Annotated in this window: 18 protein-coding genes; 12 read left to right on the top strand and 6 right to left on the bottom strand. The window is 35.3% G+C overall.

Translation table 11 applies throughout. From position 1 onward, the window contains the following. Window positions 1–39 precede the first annotated feature (39 nt). Window positions 40–897, bottom strand: coding sequence for an RluA family pseudouridine synthase (locus CP368_RS00825; RefSeq protein WP_098043839.1), 858 nt, complete (start codon window positions 895–897; stop codon window positions 40–42). A gap of 88 nt (window positions 898–985) precedes the next feature. Here CP368_RS00825 and CP368_RS00820 point away from each other — a divergent pair, with 88 nt between their 5' ends. Genes CP368_RS00820 through CP368_RS00800 form a run of 5 tightly spaced genes read left to right on the top strand, consistent with a single transcriptional unit; the run spans window position 986 to window position 8,092 of the window. Next, entirely contained in the window at window positions 986–3,043 is a 2,058-nt protein-coding gene (locus CP368_RS00820; RefSeq protein WP_098043840.1) for a PBP1A family penicillin-binding protein, read from the top strand. A 17-nt stretch (window positions 3,044–3,060) separates the two neighbouring features. Continuing rightward, window positions 3,061–3,411 carry a YlbF family regulator gene (locus CP368_RS00815; RefSeq protein ID WP_025005546.1) on the top strand — a complete coding sequence of 117 codons (351 nt, stop codon included), beginning with the start codon at window positions 3,061–3,063 and terminating at the stop codon, window positions 3,409–3,411. 8 nt (window positions 3,412–3,419) lie between these two features. After that, complete coding sequence (locus CP368_RS00810; protein WP_087176128.1) at window positions 3,420–4,640, top strand: DNA repair exonuclease; 1,221 nt, start codon at window positions 3,420–3,422, stop codon at window positions 4,638–4,640. Beyond that, window positions 4,621–7,122: an AAA family ATPase gene (locus CP368_RS00805; protein ID WP_098043841.1), complete on the top strand. Its 2,502-nt coding sequence runs from the start codon at window positions 4,621–4,623 to the stop codon at window positions 7,120–7,122. Before CP368_RS00810 ends, CP368_RS00805 begins: the two co-directional genes overlap by 20 nt. Further along, window positions 7,115–8,092, top strand: coding sequence for a 3'-5' exoribonuclease YhaM family protein (locus CP368_RS00800; protein ID WP_098036479.1), 978 nt, complete (start codon window positions 7,115–7,117; stop codon window positions 8,090–8,092). The genes CP368_RS00805 and CP368_RS00800 overlap by 8 nt, the downstream gene beginning before the upstream one ends. A gap of 43 nt (window positions 8,093–8,135) precedes the next feature. On the opposite strand, the gene CP368_RS00795 is transcribed toward CP368_RS00800, so the two are convergent. The 4 genes from CP368_RS00795 to CP368_RS00780 form a co-directional block, all read right to left on the bottom strand. Further along, the gene (locus CP368_RS00795) at window positions 8,136–8,558 is read right to left on the bottom strand and encodes a PAS domain-containing protein (protein WP_098036478.1); all 423 of its coding nucleotides are present in this window, start codon (window positions 8,556–8,558) and stop codon (window positions 8,136–8,138) included. A gap of 138 nt (window positions 8,559–8,696) precedes the next feature. Next, window positions 8,697–9,599: a peptidylprolyl isomerase PrsA gene (locus CP368_RS00790; RefSeq protein ID WP_025005549.1), complete on the bottom strand. Its 903-nt coding sequence runs from the start codon at window positions 9,597–9,599 to the stop codon at window positions 8,697–8,699. 117 nt (window positions 9,600–9,716) lie between these two features. Beyond that, window positions 9,717–10,052, bottom strand: a complete 336-nt coding sequence (locus CP368_RS00785; RefSeq protein ID WP_098045638.1) for a hypothetical protein — start codon at window positions 10,050–10,052, stop codon at window positions 9,717–9,719. A 9-nt stretch (window positions 10,053–10,061) separates the two neighbouring features. Continuing rightward, window positions 10,062–10,499: an HIT family protein gene (locus CP368_RS00780; RefSeq protein ID WP_003627196.1), complete on the bottom strand. Its 438-nt coding sequence runs from the start codon at window positions 10,497–10,499 to the stop codon at window positions 10,062–10,064. A gap of 90 nt (window positions 10,500–10,589) precedes the next feature. On the opposite strand from CP368_RS00780, the gene CP368_RS00775 reads away from it, so the two are divergent. From CP368_RS00775 to CP368_RS00750, 7 genes are all read left to right on the top strand, one after another. Further along, complete coding sequence (locus CP368_RS00775) at window positions 10,590–11,333, top strand: ABC transporter ATP-binding protein (RefSeq protein WP_025005551.1); 744 nt, start codon at window positions 10,590–10,592, stop codon at window positions 11,331–11,333. Next, window positions 11,326–12,525: an ABC transporter permease gene (locus CP368_RS00770; RefSeq protein WP_162606873.1), complete on the top strand. Its 1,200-nt coding sequence runs from the start codon at window positions 11,326–11,328 to the stop codon at window positions 12,523–12,525. Before CP368_RS00775 ends, CP368_RS00770 begins: the two co-directional genes overlap by 8 nt. Window positions 12,526–12,536: 11 nt before the next feature. Continuing rightward, on the top strand, window positions 12,537–13,190 hold the full coding sequence (gene trmB, locus CP368_RS00765) for a tRNA (guanosine(46)-N7)-methyltransferase TrmB (protein ID WP_087176134.1): 654 nt from the start codon (window positions 12,537–12,539) through the stop codon (window positions 13,188–13,190). A 69-nt stretch (window positions 13,191–13,259) separates the two neighbouring features. Next, on the top strand, window positions 13,260–13,580 hold the full coding sequence (locus CP368_RS00760) for a thioredoxin family protein (RefSeq protein ID WP_025005554.1): 321 nt from the start codon (window positions 13,260–13,262) through the stop codon (window positions 13,578–13,580). A gap of 19 nt (window positions 13,581–13,599) precedes the next feature. Then, the gene (gene ytpR, locus CP368_RS00755) at window positions 13,600–14,247 is read left to right on the top strand and encodes a YtpR family tRNA-binding protein (protein WP_012212147.1); all 648 of its coding nucleotides are present in this window, start codon (window positions 13,600–13,602) and stop codon (window positions 14,245–14,247) included. A 99-nt stretch (window positions 14,248–14,346) separates the two neighbouring features. Beyond that, window positions 14,347–14,520 carry a hypothetical protein gene (locus tag CP368_RS10470; protein WP_158227417.1) on the top strand — a complete coding sequence of 58 codons (174 nt, stop codon included), beginning with the start codon at window positions 14,347–14,349 and terminating at the stop codon, window positions 14,518–14,520. Then, window positions 14,520–14,993, top strand: coding sequence for a hypothetical protein (locus CP368_RS00750; protein ID WP_199161326.1), 474 nt, complete (start codon window positions 14,520–14,522; stop codon window positions 14,991–14,993). The genes CP368_RS10470 and CP368_RS00750 overlap by 1 nt, the downstream gene beginning before the upstream one ends. A 60-nt stretch (window positions 14,994–15,053) precedes the next feature. Here the strand turns inward: CP368_RS00750 and CP368_RS00745 are convergent, their stop codons facing one another. After that, window positions 15,054–16,373 (bottom strand): hypothetical protein, encoded by a 1,320-nt coding sequence (locus CP368_RS00745; protein WP_098045637.1) that lies wholly within the window; start codon window positions 16,371–16,373, stop codon window positions 15,054–15,056.

Raw genomic sequence — 16,373 nt, 5'->3', positions numbered from 1 at the left:
ACTAAAAACCGTAGTCTTTGATAAGGCTACGTTTTTTGTTTACAATTTGATTTTTTCTTTTGGTAATTTAATTGTTAATTTCTCAAAAGAAAAAGGTTTAATCAACGAAATTTCATAAGCGTCAAGCGCTAAATCTTCTCCAGCAAAGTTGGGGTTATATAGCGGGTCGCCAACGATTGGTGTACCAAGGGATGCTAAATGCACACGGATTTGATGAGTACGACCAGTTTCCAAAGTTAGTTTGACTACCGCTGTATTATCATCATTTCTTTTTAACACTTGATAATGTGTTACGGCATGAAGTCCAGCAGGTGAGATCATTCTTTTTCGCTGATCATCAGGATCATGATCAATTGGCTGATTAATTGTACCTTGATCGTTTAATTTCTCTGCATGATCAACTTTAGCTAAATAATCACGATGAAAAGTTTTGGTGGTTAATTCACGATTTAAAATCGGCACTACTGCAGGATTTTTTGCAACAAGCAGTAAGCCGCCTGTAAGCATATCTAATCGATGAACAATGTAGGGATTTTGTCCTAAATAAGTGGCGCAATCATTTAAAGCTGTGTCAGTTTCATTTAAGTTGGGGTGAGTTTTTTGCCCCTTCTTTTTATTAATAATCAATAAATTATCGTCTTCGTAAATGATATCGGGTAACTTTCCACTAGTTGGATATTTTTGCTGGGTAGATTCAACTTGATCTAATGTGATGTCAATTTTATCGCCTGGCGAAATTTCCTGATTAAAATAGCGGTATTTGCCGTTAATTGTAATGTTTTGTTCAATGCGCAAGTAGTGACGCCATTTTCTCGGAATAAGCAATTTACGCAATACGTCATTGACGGGTAAGGGTTCGAGATTTTTAGGATAAAAAAGTGTAAAATGATAAACCATAAATATTTCCTAAGACTGTTGCCAGTCTAAACAAGTGTACTAGCAATGTGATACAATTTTCTTGTTTCTAAAAAGGAGCATTGTATTAATGAATAACGACCAACCAAAAAGAAGCGGTTTTAAAGATGTTTGGCATCGAATTGATCGCCGCTTCTTTATCGGACGCTGGATTATTTTAATCCTGCTCACTCTTATATTGATAACTTGTACATATTATACAATTAAAGTTAAGACTTCGAATATCTCAAATTTGAAGGCTTCACTTTCAACAACGACAACTATTTATGATTATAAAGGCAAAAAAGCTGGTTCTTTATATTCACAAAAAGGTACATTCGTTGAATATGATAAAATTTCTCCCAATATTCAAAATGCAGTAATTTCGACAGAAGATCGTACTTTCTGGAAAAATCCTGGTTTTAGTATTAAGGGAATGGCGCGTGCAGCAGTAAGTTTGGTTATTCACCACGGACAAGTAACTGGTGGTGGTTCGACTCTAACCCAGCAACTGGCTAAAAACTCGCTTTTGACCCAGCAGCAGACTTTTTCACGAAAATTAGAAGAATTATTCTTTGCGATTGAAATTAACCATGTTTATTCCAAAAAAGATATTCTAACGATGTATTTGAATAATGCATATTTTGGCAATGGTGTCTGGGGCGTGCAGGATGCCAGTCGCAGGTATTTTGGTAAAAATGCCAGTGATGTGACAGTAGGAGAAGCTGCTACATTAGCAGGAATTTTACGTAATCCAAGTTTTTATAATCCTGTTGATCATATGGCCAATGCTTTGGCGCGGCGTAATTTGATTTTAGGATTAATGGCTGATAATGGTAAGTTAACTGCTGCTCAAGCTAAAGCTTACTCTAAGCAAGGGTTAACTTTGCGGAATACCTTTAGAAATAAAGATGGCTATAGTTATCCATATTTCTTTGATGCTGTAGTAGATGAAGCTATTAGCAAATACGGCTTGACTGAAGAGCAAGTAATGAATAAGGGACTTAAGATTTACACTACTCTTAATCAAAATTATCAGGGAAGATTGCAAGATACCTTTAATGAAAGCTGGCTTTTCCCACAAAATGGTACTGATGGCACAGAATGTCAGGGTGCAAGTGTGGCAATGGATCCAGAAACAGGTGCTGTACGAGCTGTAATCGGTGGTCGCGGTAAACACGTTTTCCGTGGTTATAACCGTGCAATTCAAATGAAGCGTCAGCCTGGTTCATCAATTAAACCAATCGCTGTTTATGTACCGGCTCTTCAAGATGGTTATCATTATGATTCTGAGCTTTCTAACAAGTTGCAAAAGTTTGGTAAAAATGGTTATGAGCCGCATAATGTTGATAATGGCTATTCTGATAAGATTCCGATGTACCAAGCTTTAGCGGAAAGTAAAAACGTTCCTGCAGTATGGCTGCTTGATAAAATTGGTGTAAATAAGGGTGTACAATCTGTTCAGAATTTTGGTATAAAGGTACCTAAGTCAGATCGCAACCTAGCTTTGGCATTAGGTGGACTTTCTACAGGGGTTTCGCCTTTACAAATGGCTCGTGCATATTCTGCTTTTGCTAATAAAGGTAATTTACCTAATAATTCTTACTTTATTACTAAAATTACTGATGCAAGTGGCAATGTGTTAGTCGAAAATAATAATCCAGGTAATCATAGAATTATTTCTGAGAATACTGCTAAAGAAATGACGACGATGATGCTTGGCGTTTTCACTAATGGTACTGCTCAGACTGCTCAACCTAATGGATTCCGTGTTGCTGGTAAGACTGGTTCAACTGAAGTTCCTAACTCATATGGTTTTGGAACAAAGGATCAATGGATCGTCGGTTATACTCCTGATATCGTGTTAGCTACTTGGGTTGGTTTTGATCAAACAAGTAAGCAGCGTTATATGCAAGGAGTATCTGAAACGGGAATTACACGATTGTACAAAGCAGAAATGGAAGGGATCCTACCATATACTGCTCAAACGCAATTTACCGAAAAATCACCAGGTCAGCTTGTCAAAAACAATGGATCCAATTTTGATTGGACCAACGGTTTGGGACAAAAAATTCAAGATGGTATCGGATCTGCAGGACAGAAAATTAATGAATGGTATAATGATGTCAAAGGTTTATTTGGCCGATAAAATTTAGGAGGACCCATATGATTAATATTTATGATTCAGCTAATCAATTAGCACAAGATTTAACTAAGACTGACCAATACAAGGCTGTAGGTGACGCTGTTAAGGCTGTTCAAGCAGACAGTGAAAGTGCAGCAATGTTTAAGAAGATGGATGAACTTCAAGCTAAGATCATGCAAGCTCAACAAAGTGGTCAACCTTTATCTGATGAAGATCAAAAGGCTTACCAAGAATTGAATGCTCAAGTTCAAAAGAACGATAAGATCGTTGCTCTTCTTAAGAGTGAACAAGGTTTGTATGATTTGTTAGGTGAAATCCAAAAGGCTTACACTAAGCCAATTAATGATCTTTATGAAGGTCTTAGAAACTAGAATTTGCGATGAAATTTATTCATTTTGCAGATGCGCATTTAGATAGTCCATTTCGCGGGCTATCTTTTTTGCCATCTAAGGAATTTAATCAGATATATCAAGCAGCAGACCAATCATTAACACGGATTGTAGATTTGGCGTTGGCTGAAAAGGTCGACCTGGTTTTAATTGCAGGTGATACCTTTGATAGTGCTAAGCCATCTCCACGTTCGCAGTTGTTTTTTGCACAGCAGATTAAACGTTTAACAGATGCGCAGATCCAAGTAGTAATGATTTTTGGTAATCATGATCATATGCGACGTGAAGATTTATTGGTTAATCAGAGCCCATATTTTAAATTGCTTGGTGCAAATGAAGCAGTAGAAAAAGCAACATTTAAGACTAAAGATAATTTTAACTACGATGTTGTGGGCTTTTCATATTTAAATAATCATATTACAGAAGATAAAATTCCAGATTTTCCTGGAAAGGAACATAATTATACTTTTGGTTTAATGCACGCCCAAGAAAAAGAAGCTGATAGCCGTAAAAATGTTTATGCACCTTTTACGGTATCTGAGGTTCAAGCATTGAATTATGATTATTTTGCTTTAGGACATATTCATGCTCGGCGTAATTTGAGTGAAAAGCCATGGATTGTTTATTCAGGCAATATTCAAGGACGTCACATCAATGAAATGGGTGCTAAGGGATGCTACCTTGGCGTGATTGATGAGAATACTAAAAAAACAAGTATTGAATTTAAGACGACAGGCCCAATTTTATGGCAAGGAGTACAAGTTGAATTAGATACTCAAATTAGTAAAGCTGATTTACAAAATGAAATTATTGCAAGTCTAAATAATGCAAAACAAAAAACTTATTTCAGTTTAACTACTGCTGGCGCCCAATTTATGACTGATGAAGAACAAGAGTTAGTGCAAGACACGGATTTTTGGCAAAACATTTCACAGAATTTGCCGTTTGATTCGCAATTAGTAGATGTACGGTTGAAAATAAGTTCTAATTTGGAACTTAATGAAAATGATCAGCAAGCCTTTGAGCAAGCTAAGGCAGAAATATTTGAAAATGATGAGTTTGATAAGATTGTTAGCGATTGGAAGAAAAAGGATCCTATAGCAGCTCAATTAACGGAAGATCCCGCTTTTATTAAGGCTGTGAAGCAACTAACTGAGGTTAAGTTAATGGGTAAATTGAAAGGAATTACTGATGAGACTGAAACAAATTAAGATAGTCAACTTTGGCCAATTCTCTAATAAAAAATTTGATTTACCTGGTGACCAAATTAATATCTTTTTTGGTGCTAACGAAGCCGGCAAGAGTACAACTGTAGCTTTTATTAAGCAAATAATGTTTGGTTTTCATTTGCGTAGCAATGCTTCGCCATTTTTTGAAGACTATACGCCGCTAGCACATGTTAGTCCAATGGGCGGTAGCTTGATTTTTGAAAACGGTGATTCAGAATATGAGCTGGAACGTCTTTATGCCAAGGGTGATAAAACTAAAAAAGGAATTTTAACCGTTAAAAAAGACGGTCAAGTTGTCCCTGAAAGCTTGTTTTTTGACCAGATTCAAAATATTGATGGCTCTTTTTATGCTGATAGCTTTATTTTTAATCAGGAAATGTTGGGCCAAGTTACTAGTCTGAGTCAGGAAGATTTGCTGGAGCGTATTTATTATTTAGGTGCGGCTAATAGTGGTCAATTACTGAAATTACGTGATGATTTTGCCAAGGAAGCTGGCAAACTTTTTAAAAAGACTGGGAAAAAGCCAGAAGTTAACCGCCTATTAAAGCAAATAGAAACGGATCGTGACAAGTTAGTTCAAACTAAAGCGGAATTTAGTGATTATGAAGAGCTTGCTCAGGATCTGAAAGATCATCAAGATCGGTTGAAAAAGGCACAGCAGGCTTTAGCAAATATTCAAACTAAACAGGCAAGTTTGCGTGATTTACAAAAAGAATTAAGCAACTATACAACTTTATTAGATTTACAAAAGCAGATAAAAGATATCAAATTTGATAGTGAAAACTACCAAAAAGCTCAAGATTTAATGGCTCAAGGGCGAAATTTACAAAAGATGATGCAATCTTTACAAGAGCAATTATCTGAGTTAACAGAAGAAGACTTAATTGATCTAAACGAATCTAAGAAAGTTGTTCAACAAAAGCCGCAGTTATTGCAATGGCAGGTTGAATATCGTAATTGTTTACAAAAAGCTGATCAGTTGAAGCAAGAAGAGCAGCAACTACTTGCTTTATCACCTGAAATTAATGAGCTGCGCGATTTAAATACAGAAGATATTAAGCAGCTAAAAGAAGATTTCTTAGCGTTGCCAGCAAAACAAAATGAAGAAGTTAATGAAATTAGCCCTAGTGATAAACTTTGGTATATTGTTGGTGCTGTACTAGTAGTTCTAGGTTTAATTTTATTAGGAACTGCTGGAGTGTTAGGGATTATTGCGTTAATAGCTGGTATTGGACTTGCAGGCTTTGGCTATGTCAAAAATACACAGGCAAGTAAACAAGCAGCGGATATTTTAGCAAAACAAAAGGCAGTTAAAAATCAAAGGCAAGCTTTTTATTCAAAATATAATTTGGATCCTGATATGTTGGATCTGAATAGTGTGTTGACTAATTTAAATCAATACAAGCTTAAAGAGAGTGCCGAAAAGACTAATGCGGAAGAATTAAATAAAATTAATCAGCAAGTTGCTCAATTAGCTGCCAATGTCCAGAATGTCTTAAGAGAGCCGATCGACGATGATTTTGATCAGGTTTTGAATGGATTAGATGAGATCGAAGAACAAATTAATAAACAACAAGAATTAACGCAGAAGAAGTCTAATTTAACTAGTTCACTGAATCAGGATAAGCAAGAGTTAAAAGAGCTTGGTTTAAAATTAAAGGCTGTGTTTGCGCAAGCTAATGTAGAAAATATGGCGGATTATGATGCAGCTTATCAAGAGTCTTTAGATCAAGCTAAAATTAAAGCTCAATATGATGCTCTTGAAAAAAGTTTGCATGATGATTTAGATGAATTAAAACAAGAAGCCAAAGAACCAGGCAAGGTTTTAGCACAACTTCAAAGTCTGGCTGCCCAATCTTCTGATGTAACTGAAGAAATTGATGAATTACAGCAGCAGGTGGCTAAATTGCAGGTTCAATTGGACAATTTGGCTGATTCTACTGCAGTTTTTGAGGCAAAGCAGGAGCTAGCCAATACCGAAACTAATTTCGTTAACAGCAGTCAAGAGTATCTGGCTAATTTGCTAGCTTCTAAGTGGATTAGCCGTTCACTCGATTTAGCTTCCAATGAGCGTTTCCCTAAGATGTTGAATGCCGCTAAGGAATATTTTGCTTTGCTTACTGGTGGTCGCTACGTAAATATCGTTTTAGATAAAAAGCTAACGGTTATGCGTAAAGATGGTAAGAAGCGTGAAGTGAAATACTTGTCTCGTGGGACAGCCGAACAGCTTTACTTTGCATTGAAATTAGCATTTATTGAACAAATCAAAGATAAGATTAATTTACCAATTTTAATTGATGATTCATTTGTTAATTTTGATGATCGTCGAATCAGCTATATTAAGAAATTACTTGAAAAGATTAGTGAAAATAATCAAGTATTGATTTTTACTGCTCAAGAAAAATTGGTTGATCAATTAGAAATTACGCCTTTAACTTTTACGAAAGGAACTCAAGATGCTTAAACGATTGTTAGATTATAACGATGGCGAAGAAATGGATATTGTGGTCTTAATTAAGAATTCACAATTGCGTAATAATAAGAAAAATAATCTTTATTTAGCTATGCAATTTGGCGATGGCTCAGGTGAAATCCGTGGCAATTATTGGGATGCTAATAATCAGGATGCAGCGACCTTTAGTACTGGTACGATCGTTGAGTTAAATGGTAAAAGAGAAGAGTATCAAGGGCGACCACAGATTCGAATTTATAGTTTGCGTGTTGTAGGTCCACAAGAAGGATATGAGCTTGATCAGTTTATTAAATCTGCTCCTGAACCAATTAATGAAATGGAGCAGGAGATTAACAATTTTGTGGCTCAGATTCAAAATAAGACTTGGAAGACAATCGTAGAATATTTGCTTAAAAAATGGGGTAAAAGATTCTATGATTATCCAGCGGGCAAAAGTAATCACCATGCGGTTCGAGGCGGATTAGCATTTCACACATTATCGATGTTAAAGGATGCTAAAGGTTTGGCTGATAATTATGAGCAAGTTAATCGGTCTTTGCTTTACGCAGGATGTATTTTACATGATATGGGCAAAGTTTTAGAGCTTACAGGACCTGCTGCAACACAGTACACGGCTGAAGGAAATCTAGTTGGTCATTTAGTATTAATAGATGAACAAATTATGCTTGCAGCTAATGAATTAAACTTTGATCTTGAATCAGAAGATTTGCTTTTGCTTAGACATATGGTCTTATCGCATCATGGTAAATTTGAATATGGGTCACCTAAGTTGCCAGCCTTGCTTGAAGCTGAATTGCTTCACCGCATTGATGATTTAGATGCGACTGTGTATGCTGTAACGAATGCTTTGCAGCATACGCCTAAGGGGCAGTTTACAGAACCATTGCTTAGCCAAGATGGTAAGAGGTATTATCACCCTAAGCATGATCCAGCACTGGAAAAGGCACGACATTTAGAATAGAGAAAAGCAGTACAAATTATCGTTTGTACTGCTTTTTTAGTAATTATTTTTTGTGAATTATATTTATAAAATTACGCCATTTACTACCTTTAACCTGATAACTTTGGACGGGTTGAGTAACTTCTACGCAGCCTAAATATTTACCATTATCATCATGAAGGCTATAAAAAGAAATATTTAATGGCTGTCCGTTTTTGTGAATATTGATTGAAATTGAATTACGCTCACCCTCGTGCATTTGTTTTAAAACTGCTTTAACTCGTCCTTGTGAGTGACCGGGATGCACTTCGAAGACAGTTTTACCAATATCTTTCTCGGTTCTAGGAAAGATGCGATGCTCATTCATTGATGACCATACGACGATATCATTTTCATCAAGAACATCAAATTCTTGTGGAATGGTAGTAAAAATTGCGTTTAATTCGGAAAGTGATAAGTGACCACCTTTTAACTTGATTTCATTCATAATTAAAGCTTCTTTCTATACTTTAATTGTAGCATTAAAGCGGTTACTTACGCTGTTATTAAAAGGATAGATAATTAAGAGTAAAGAAAAAATCCAACTCTCAAGCGAGAATTGGATTTTTTAATTTAGTAAAATTTATTACTTAGTAGCACCAGTTGAAACGTAAGCTGATAATACATCCTTCAAGTCGTTATCCTTGATAGAAACGTCTGCCTTCTTCAATACAGTAGCAATAACGTCCTTCATAACAGCTTGATCTTGAGCCATTGATGCGTAAATTTCATCATCGATAGCCTTCTTGTGATCAGCAAACTTACCCTTAGCTGGGTGACTAATCATCTTGATTACGTGGTAACCAGATTGTGACTTAACTGGACTTTCAGTAACTTCACCAGTCTTAAGCTTGAATGCGGCAGTCTTGAATGCACTGTCTAAAGTGTTATCAGTTGAATCAAATGCAGGAAGCTTACCGGCTTTATTCTTAGTAGCAGTATCAAGTGAGTACTTCTTAGCTAAACTCTTGAAGCTCTTACCATCCTTCAATTGCTTGATAATGTCTTCAGCAGTTGACTTCTTAGCAACTAAAATGTGTTGAACAGTTACCTTAGGTTGGTAATTCTTCCAAGCTTCTTGTTCTTGCTTTTTAGAAATCTTCTTAATGTGCTTCAAAGCTGCTTCAGAAAGCAAGTTAGTCTTCAAGTTTTGCTTAAATGTTGAAGCGGTCATACCATTTTGTTGTAAAACAGCACTAAATTGTGAACCGTATTGCTTCTTGTAGTTGTTGTATTGCTTGTCAACTTTCTTTGATGAAACGTATTTGCCGTATTGTTGTTCCAAAGCACGGTTAATAATCATGTTAGCCAAAGCTGACTTACCAGCTTGAGACTTCTTCATTTCATCGTAGTATTGTTGTTGAGTGATCTTACCACCCTTGTATGAAGCAACAGTAGCATTGTTGCCGCTATTTGAGCAGGCAGCAGTAGATAAAGCAACACCAGCTACAGCAACAACTGCAGCAACTTTTTTCATATAACTCTTCATATAAATAAATCTCCACATCCTTAATTAAGTAACTGTCAACTAATATACCATAAAATTAGTTGTTTCGTTTTCAAATAAGCAATATTCATAAAAAAATCAAATTTTCTTTAATATTTCTTATTTAACGATATTATTTTCACCAAAATCTTGATTTAATTGATCACTTTTTTGTTTGATTTTATCAACAGTTGGTTCAATATGTCTTGAATATTTTTCAATATTATCACTGATATCACTAATAGTTCGTTCAGCTTGAGGCATTTGATCATTTAAATCTTGACTAGCTTTTTTGGCTTTTTGTAAAGCTTGATTAAAGCGGCTAGTTTCATGCTTAAATGCATCAAATTCATCTTTGAGTGGTTTGCCGGGACGATTGCCTTCGCTATCTTTCATGCAAGAAAAAACGGTTCCAGCTGCTGCACCCAAAATAGTACCTAAAAGAAAATGTTTCATTATTTCTCCTTAAAATTGAGCTTTAATCTTATCAGCTACTTCATTGTATTTTGCTTCATCGTATTGATCGGCGTTGTTACGAGTCATGAGCTTCAAGCCATCGCCTTCAAAACGAGGAATGAAGTGAATATGTGAGTGCATTACTACTTGGTTAGCTGACTTACCGTTGTTAGTGGTAATGTTCATACCAGTAACGTTAGGAAATGCCTTTTTGATTGCATTAGCAATTTCAGGAATGTATTGCAAATATCTTTGGGCATCTTCCTTAGTGTAGTCAAATAAGTTAGTGATGTGCTTCTTAGGGATCATCAAAGTGTGGCCTGGGTTAACTTGAGAAATGTCTAAGAAAGCTTTAACGTCGTCGTTTTCAAAGACAGTGTAACTTGGAACTTCACCGCGGATAATTTTGCAGAATAAACAATCGTCAACTAAATTTTTATTTTCCATATAATTACCTCTTATTTGTTAGACTTTAGTTTCTACTAATATCCATGATATTATAAAATATGATAGTTTACTAAGGAAAGAAACGAAAAAATGACATTAAAAATTGAACACTTAACTGGGGGCTATACTGGTGTCCCAGTTATTAAAGATATTAATTTGGAGATTAAGCCAGGAGAAGCACTGGGCTTAATTGGTTTAAACGGTGCGGGTAAGTCGACTACGATTAAGCACATTTTAGGTTTGCTTAGACCACAGAAGGGTAAGATTTTACTCAATGACGTGAATTTGACGATGCAACCAACCAAATTTAAGCGGCAAGTTGCTTATATTCCTGAAACACCGGTTTTGTATCCAGAATTAACGTTAAAGGAACATTTGGAATTAACCATGCTTAGTTATGGCCTTGATGCAAGTAAGTCATGGGATCGAGCACATGAATTGCTTAAAATGTTTAGATTAGATGATAAGCTTGATTGGTTACCAATTCACTTCTCTAAAGGGATGCGACAAAAGGTAATGATCGTGTCAGCCTTTTTAGCAGATACAAGCTTGCTCGTTATTGATGAACCATTTACTGGGCTTGATCCACTTGCGGTAGCCAATTTGATAGATTTAATTAAGCAGTCAATTGCTAACGGCAAGATGGTGCTGATGACTACTCACGTATTAGCTGATGCGCAACAAGCAATTTCTAATTATGCTGTTTTAAATCGCGGAACAATTGAAGTGATTGGCAATTTGCAAGAAATTCGTCAGCACTATGGTTTAAGGCCTGATGATCCATTTGATAAACTCTATTTAGCTTTGAATAGAGAGGATAATGGCAATGCGTGATTTAGCGAAAAAAAGGTTAAACGAAAACCTTAAGCAATCAGTTAAGTATTTAACACTGGTTTTCAATGACTTCTTTATTTTGGCTTTGATCTTTTTATTCGGGGCTTTGATGTTCTGGTATGCACAAGCCATGAAAGTGATCCCCAATAACTTATGGTTTTACAAGCCATTAGTGGGCTTTTTATTGTGGCTACCGCTATTAACGGGGCATTTGGTTACTTTGTTAAAAGATGCTGATATGCAGTTTTTGTTCACTCAAGATGAGCAGATGGATGAATATCTCAAACCAATGATCAAGTATAGCTTGGTTTTGCCAACAATCTTGATTGTACTCTTAGGGGGAATTTTATTTCCATTTGCTACGATTAAGGCAGGAATTCCAGTCTGGTCATATGCTTTAATTTTAATTGGGACGATTCTCTTAAAGGCAGTCATGATATTAATTGAAAAAGAGAATTTGTATTTTTACTACAATTTTCCTAATTGGGTTAGCTTATTAATTACCTTGGTGGTTTTATTAATTGGTAGCCTTGGTTCTTATGTATATCCGATTGAAGTCATTGTTTTAATGATGATGGGTCACTTAGGTACAAAAAAAGATAAGGGAGTTTTTAACTGGCGTTATGCTGTTGAAAGTGAAAAGGCAAGAAAAGACCGTGTCTACAGCATCTTCAGCATGTTCACCGATGTTGAAGAAAAACAAGTGACGATTAAACGTAGAAAATATCTTGATTTTCTTTTACCTAAGGCAATTGCTAAAGAAAATCCTAACTTATTCTTGTACCGGAGATCACTGCTTAGAAATCCAGAATACTTGAATTTATTAGTTAGAATGACAGTTTTTGCCATTTTGATTTCCTGGCTAGTACAAGATTGGCGCTGGGCACTTGGTTTGTCCTGCTTAGTTATTTTCTTGACCGTTTACCAATTATTGCCAATGGCAACCGAATTTGATTCAAACATCATGTATCGTGTTTATCCCATTGTGCGTGATAATCGCGGGAAAGACTTAGTCAAAGTCTTAAACTTAGGACTTTTGATTCAATGGTTATTAGTCAGCGTATTCTGGTTGATATTATTGCCAATTGATTCTCATCTTTGGATTAGTATTGTGGTATTGTTTGTCTTCACGATGATTATCAATTATGGTTATTTGCCAGTTAGAGTTAAACAACAAAAAATAAAGAGATAGGAATTGAAAGAATGAGATTAAGAAATAAACCTTGGGCTGTAAAGCTCGTTAATGAACATCCTGAAAGTGTTTTGCAAAATCCTGACCCTGACAAGAAGATTGATTGGGCAGCACGTTTTGGTAATGACAATCCGATTGAAATTGAAGTAGGTTCTGGTAAAGGACATTTTATTACTACATTAGCTGAAAATAATCCCGATAAAAATTATGTAGCACTTGAACTTCAAACTACTGCAGCTGGGATTATTTTGAGAACTAAGCTTGAAAAGGGTCTAGATAACTTACAAATTTTGCGTGGGGATGCGGCTGATATTAACTGTTTCTTCCCTGAAAACAGCACAAATGTCATTTACTTAAACTTTAGTGATCCATGGCCAAAGACCCGCCACGAGAAGCGTAGATTGACTTATAAGAGCTTTTTAGCTAAATATCAACAAGTCTTAACTAATGACGGTCATATCGAATTTAAGACAGATAATTCTGGTTTGTTTGCTTATTCTGTGCAAAGTATGAATAATTTTGGGATGCACTTTGATTTCGTTTCAGTGGACTTACATCACGAAAAGCCCGAAATCGTGGAGAAGAATATTGAAACTGAATACGAGCATAAATTTGCTGCTAAAGGCAATCCAATTTATGCATTGCATGCAAGTTTTGAAGCATAGCACTTGTAAAATGAATTTTTAATCATTAAAATACTTATAAATAGTAAGCTGATAATGAGGGATAAAATTATGGAAAAGATTAAAGAATTAACAGAAGATCAATTAACAGAAATCACGAAGTCAGGCCGCGTTGTATTGGAATTTTCTGCAAACTGGTGCCCTGATTGCCGTTTCTTAGATCCATTCTTGCCAGAAATTGAAAAAGATTTCTCAGATGCTAAGTTTTACCAAATTGACCGTGATGGCTCAATGGATGTTGCAAAAAAATTAATGATTATGGGAATTCCTTCATTTGTTGTCTACCAAGATGGCAAAGAAATTGGTAGACTAGTAAATAAGGACCGTAAAACTAAAGATGAAGTAGAAAACTTTTTACGATCACTTGATTAAAAGGAGAAAATAGAGAAGCATGATTACTAGTACTAATAAAGAAGCTTATCCTAATACTTTGATCGTGATTATGGGTCATGATGAAGGCCGTAGTTCATTTGAAGAAAAAGAAGATGTTACTCGCGTAACTAACGATGAAGGCAAGACTATTGGTTTTAACTTTTTCAATGTTGATAAGTTAATCGACTTTGACAAGTTGCCAAATGGTCCAGTTAAGCTTTCAGATGATGAACTTGCAGCATTAAATAAGAAGCTTGCTGAAGTTGGTTTTGATGATAAGTTAGCTTATGGCAAGCCAACTCTTGTTTACGGCTACGTTAAGACCTGTGAAAAGCACCCAGATTCAGATCACCTTCACGTAACTACTGTTGAAGTAGGTGACGGTGAAGAACACCAAATCGTTTGTGGTGCTCCTAACATTGCACAAGGCCAAAAGGTTGTTGTTGCTCTTCCAGGTACTTTAATGCCAAATGGTGAACAAATTTGGCCAGGCGCTCTTCGCGGTGTTGATTCATACGGTATGATTTGTTCAGCTCGTGAATTAGGACTTCCACACGCACCACAAAAGCGTGGTATTATGGTTGTTCCTGACAACTTTGAAGTTGGTGCAGAATTTGAACCAACTAAGTGCGACGAATTGATCGCTAGTGGTGAAATCACTTTATAATTTGAATTTAGTATATAAAAAAGATTGCAACACCTGAATGGTTTTGCAATCTTTTTTTGATTTAATTTAGTATAATATATACTCAAAGGATGTGATTTTATGTCAGATACTGAACAAATTATTCGCTCAATTAATGCCGTTAGTCTAATTGATGTTGAGCATCGTTGTAATGATGCAAAAGATCAAAATGAATGGACATTATGGAATAGTATTTATAATTATATTCTGGCACAAAAACAGCAAAAACTTATTAGTCAAGGTGGACCGTATTAATGCCTATTTTGTATATTTTTGCTGGTGTGAATGGAGCGGGGAAATCCACATTAACTCAAAGTCAGTTTAATAAAGTCATACCATATGAAATAAATGCAGATGAAATAAGTCGTCGAAATGGTTGGGATTGGCAAGATAATTCTAAAAATTTAGCGGCAATGCGAATTGCCGCAAATGAATTAAAAGGACATATTAAACATCATGTAGGTTTATCATCAGCCGAACTGGCAATTGAGCGTGTTAAAATTCGAGTAGCAAACGGTGGTCACGGTGTTAGAAAAGAAATGATAAAGAAAAGATATGATAGATCCTTAAATACATTATACGAATTGATAAGAAAGTTTGATTCTGTAAGTATCTATGACAATTCAGGTGACTCATTAATTAGAATTTATCAGCGGATTGATAATAAGCATTTTATGACTTCTGAACTACCTAATTGGTCAAGAAAAATAATAGCACATGATAATTAATAAAAATATAAAGTAAAAAGTTGATAAACTAGTTTTGAAGCTAATTTATCAACTTTTTTGTTAGCTTAACCACCATTTGCCGTCTGGAGCTAGAGTGTACAAGCCAAGTTCTTTTGAAATCAATTTATTGCTTAAATTTTTGCTACAGGTGTAGTAAACGTATTTAACAAAATCACCATTGTCATTGTACTGCTCTTCATAATCACTGAAATACATTTGATGATTCTTCATAAATAGAGGCAGTTGACTTTCAGTACAAGTTAGGGTGAATTTTTCAGGGAAAACACCTTTGACTACGGATTTTTCTGTTTCTGAGTTCTGATCAGTATTGCTGATTAATTGTACTTGATTATCAGAACGTATTAGATATAGATCATTTAAATTTACCGCATTTAATGAGCAGGTAAAAATAATTTCTGCTTCTTGTTCAGGATAGTATTTAAAAATATGTAATTCGTTTGCTTCAATGTTTACTTGAGTAAAATAGAAAAATCCATCATTGAAAATTGCTTCACCGTAACAAATATTAGGCTTAGCTGAAAATGGTGAAAGAGTTTTGCCAGTCTTTTGATCAAAAAAGATCAGACGATTACCAGGATAGATTCTATTTTTCCAATAACTCTTACGTAGATCTTCAAAATTAGTATAATCAGAAATTGTTACCCAATACCGATCTTGACCATTTAACGGGTGCTGTTCTCCCCAATAAGGCAAGATGAAACTATCATTAACTTTTTGCCATAGACCATTAGATAGCAAGATGATATTTCCTTGCATGTTGTTGAGAACATGATCATTAAAATCTTTGATGATTATCCGATCAGGAATGTGTTCGTATTCGTTATCTGAATAAAAGTCACTATTTTGTTCAAAGTAAAGCTTGTTATCATCGATGAAAAGCAGGCTTTGATCGGGTTCATTAACTACGGAAAATTTTTGCGGATAGTAGAAGTCAATGGCATCATTAAAAGAAGCAATCCAGACATGTGCTCGATCATTAACTAGCGATAAATTAAGAGTATGTAAACCAGTAAGTGGCATTTGATGAATAATTTCAGGTTTTTGACTAGGAAGATATTTGAATAAGGTTAGTTGATCTTGATCAAGTTGGGCATGTAAAAAATAGAAATAACCATTTTGGTAGATAACGCTAAAGAAGAATTGGTTTTCTTTACGTGACATCGGTTCAAATTTTTGTCCAGTTTGAAAATTGAAGAAGACCAATTGATTACCTGGAAAAGGATTATCTTGCCAGTATTTGTCAGTAGTTAAATCATAAATATCGATTGTGCTATCTTGGCAGTCAACGCCGTAGCGTGATTGACCTTGGACGATTGTTAAGTCATTGCCAGTTACGGGAGAAAATTTATCAAATTTCAT

Origin of the sequence: Lactobacillus sp. UMNPBX17 (genome assembly GCF_002553735.1) — a bacterium.
Classification (GTDB): Bacteria; Bacillota; Bacilli; order Lactobacillales; family Lactobacillaceae; genus Lactobacillus; species Lactobacillus gallinarum.
This window is presented reverse-complemented; position numbering and strand designations above follow the sequence as displayed.

Bases quoted from the DNA above. Each gene is read 5' to 3' on its own strand.
- CP368_RS00790 (WP_025005549.1), bottom strand. From the start codon at position 9,599: ATGAAGAGTTATATGAAAAAAGTTGCTGCAGTTGTTGCTGTAGCTGGT.
- CP368_RS00805 (WP_098043841.1), top strand. From the start codon at position 4,621: ATGAGACTGAAACAAATTAAGATAGTCAACTTTGGCCAATTCTCTAAT.
- CP368_RS00795 (WP_098036478.1), bottom strand. From the start codon at position 8,558: ATGAATGAAATCAAGTTAAAAGGTGGTCACTTATCACTTTCCGAATTA.
- ytpR (WP_012212147.1), top strand. From the start codon at position 13,600: ATGATTACTAGTACTAATAAAGAAGCTTATCCTAATACTTTGATCGTG.
- CP368_RS00760 (WP_025005554.1), top strand. From the start codon at position 13,260: ATGGAAAAGATTAAAGAATTAACAGAAGATCAATTAACAGAAATCACG.
- CP368_RS00780 (WP_003627196.1), bottom strand. From the start codon at position 10,499: ATGGAAAATAAAAATTTAGTTGACGATTGTTTATTCTGCAAAATTATC.
- CP368_RS00750 (WP_199161326.1), top strand. From the start codon at position 14,520: ATGCCTATTTTGTATATTTTTGCTGGTGTGAATGGAGCGGGGAAATCC.
- CP368_RS00770 (WP_162606873.1), top strand. From the start codon at position 11,326: ATGCGTGATTTAGCGAAAAAAAGGTTAAACGAAAACCTTAAGCAATCA.
- trmB (WP_087176134.1), top strand. From the start codon at position 12,537: ATGAGATTAAGAAATAAACCTTGGGCTGTAAAGCTCGTTAATGAACAT.
- CP368_RS00800 (WP_098036479.1), top strand. From the start codon at position 7,115: ATGCTTAAACGATTGTTAGATTATAACGATGGCGAAGAAATGGATATT.
- CP368_RS00810 (WP_087176128.1), top strand. From the start codon at position 3,420: ATGAAATTTATTCATTTTGCAGATGCGCATTTAGATAGTCCATTTCGC.
- CP368_RS00745 (WP_098045637.1), bottom strand. From the start codon at position 16,373: ATGAAATTTGATAAATTTTCTCCCGTAACTGGCAATGACTTAACAATC.
- CP368_RS00820 (WP_098043840.1), top strand. From the start codon at position 986: ATGAATAACGACCAACCAAAAAGAAGCGGTTTTAAAGATGTTTGGCAT.
- CP368_RS00815 (WP_025005546.1), top strand. From the start codon at position 3,061: ATGATTAATATTTATGATTCAGCTAATCAATTAGCACAAGATTTAACT.
- CP368_RS00785 (WP_098045638.1), bottom strand. From the start codon at position 10,052: ATGAAACATTTTCTTTTAGGTACTATTTTGGGTGCAGCAGCTGGAACC.
- CP368_RS10470 (WP_158227417.1), top strand. From the start codon at position 14,347: ATGTCAGATACTGAACAAATTATTCGCTCAATTAATGCCGTTAGTCTA.
- CP368_RS00825 (WP_098043839.1), bottom strand. From the start codon at position 897: ATGGTTTATCATTTTACACTTTTTTATCCTAAAAATCTCGAACCCTTA.
- CP368_RS00775 (WP_025005551.1), top strand. From the start codon at position 10,590: ATGACATTAAAAATTGAACACTTAACTGGGGGCTATACTGGTGTCCCA.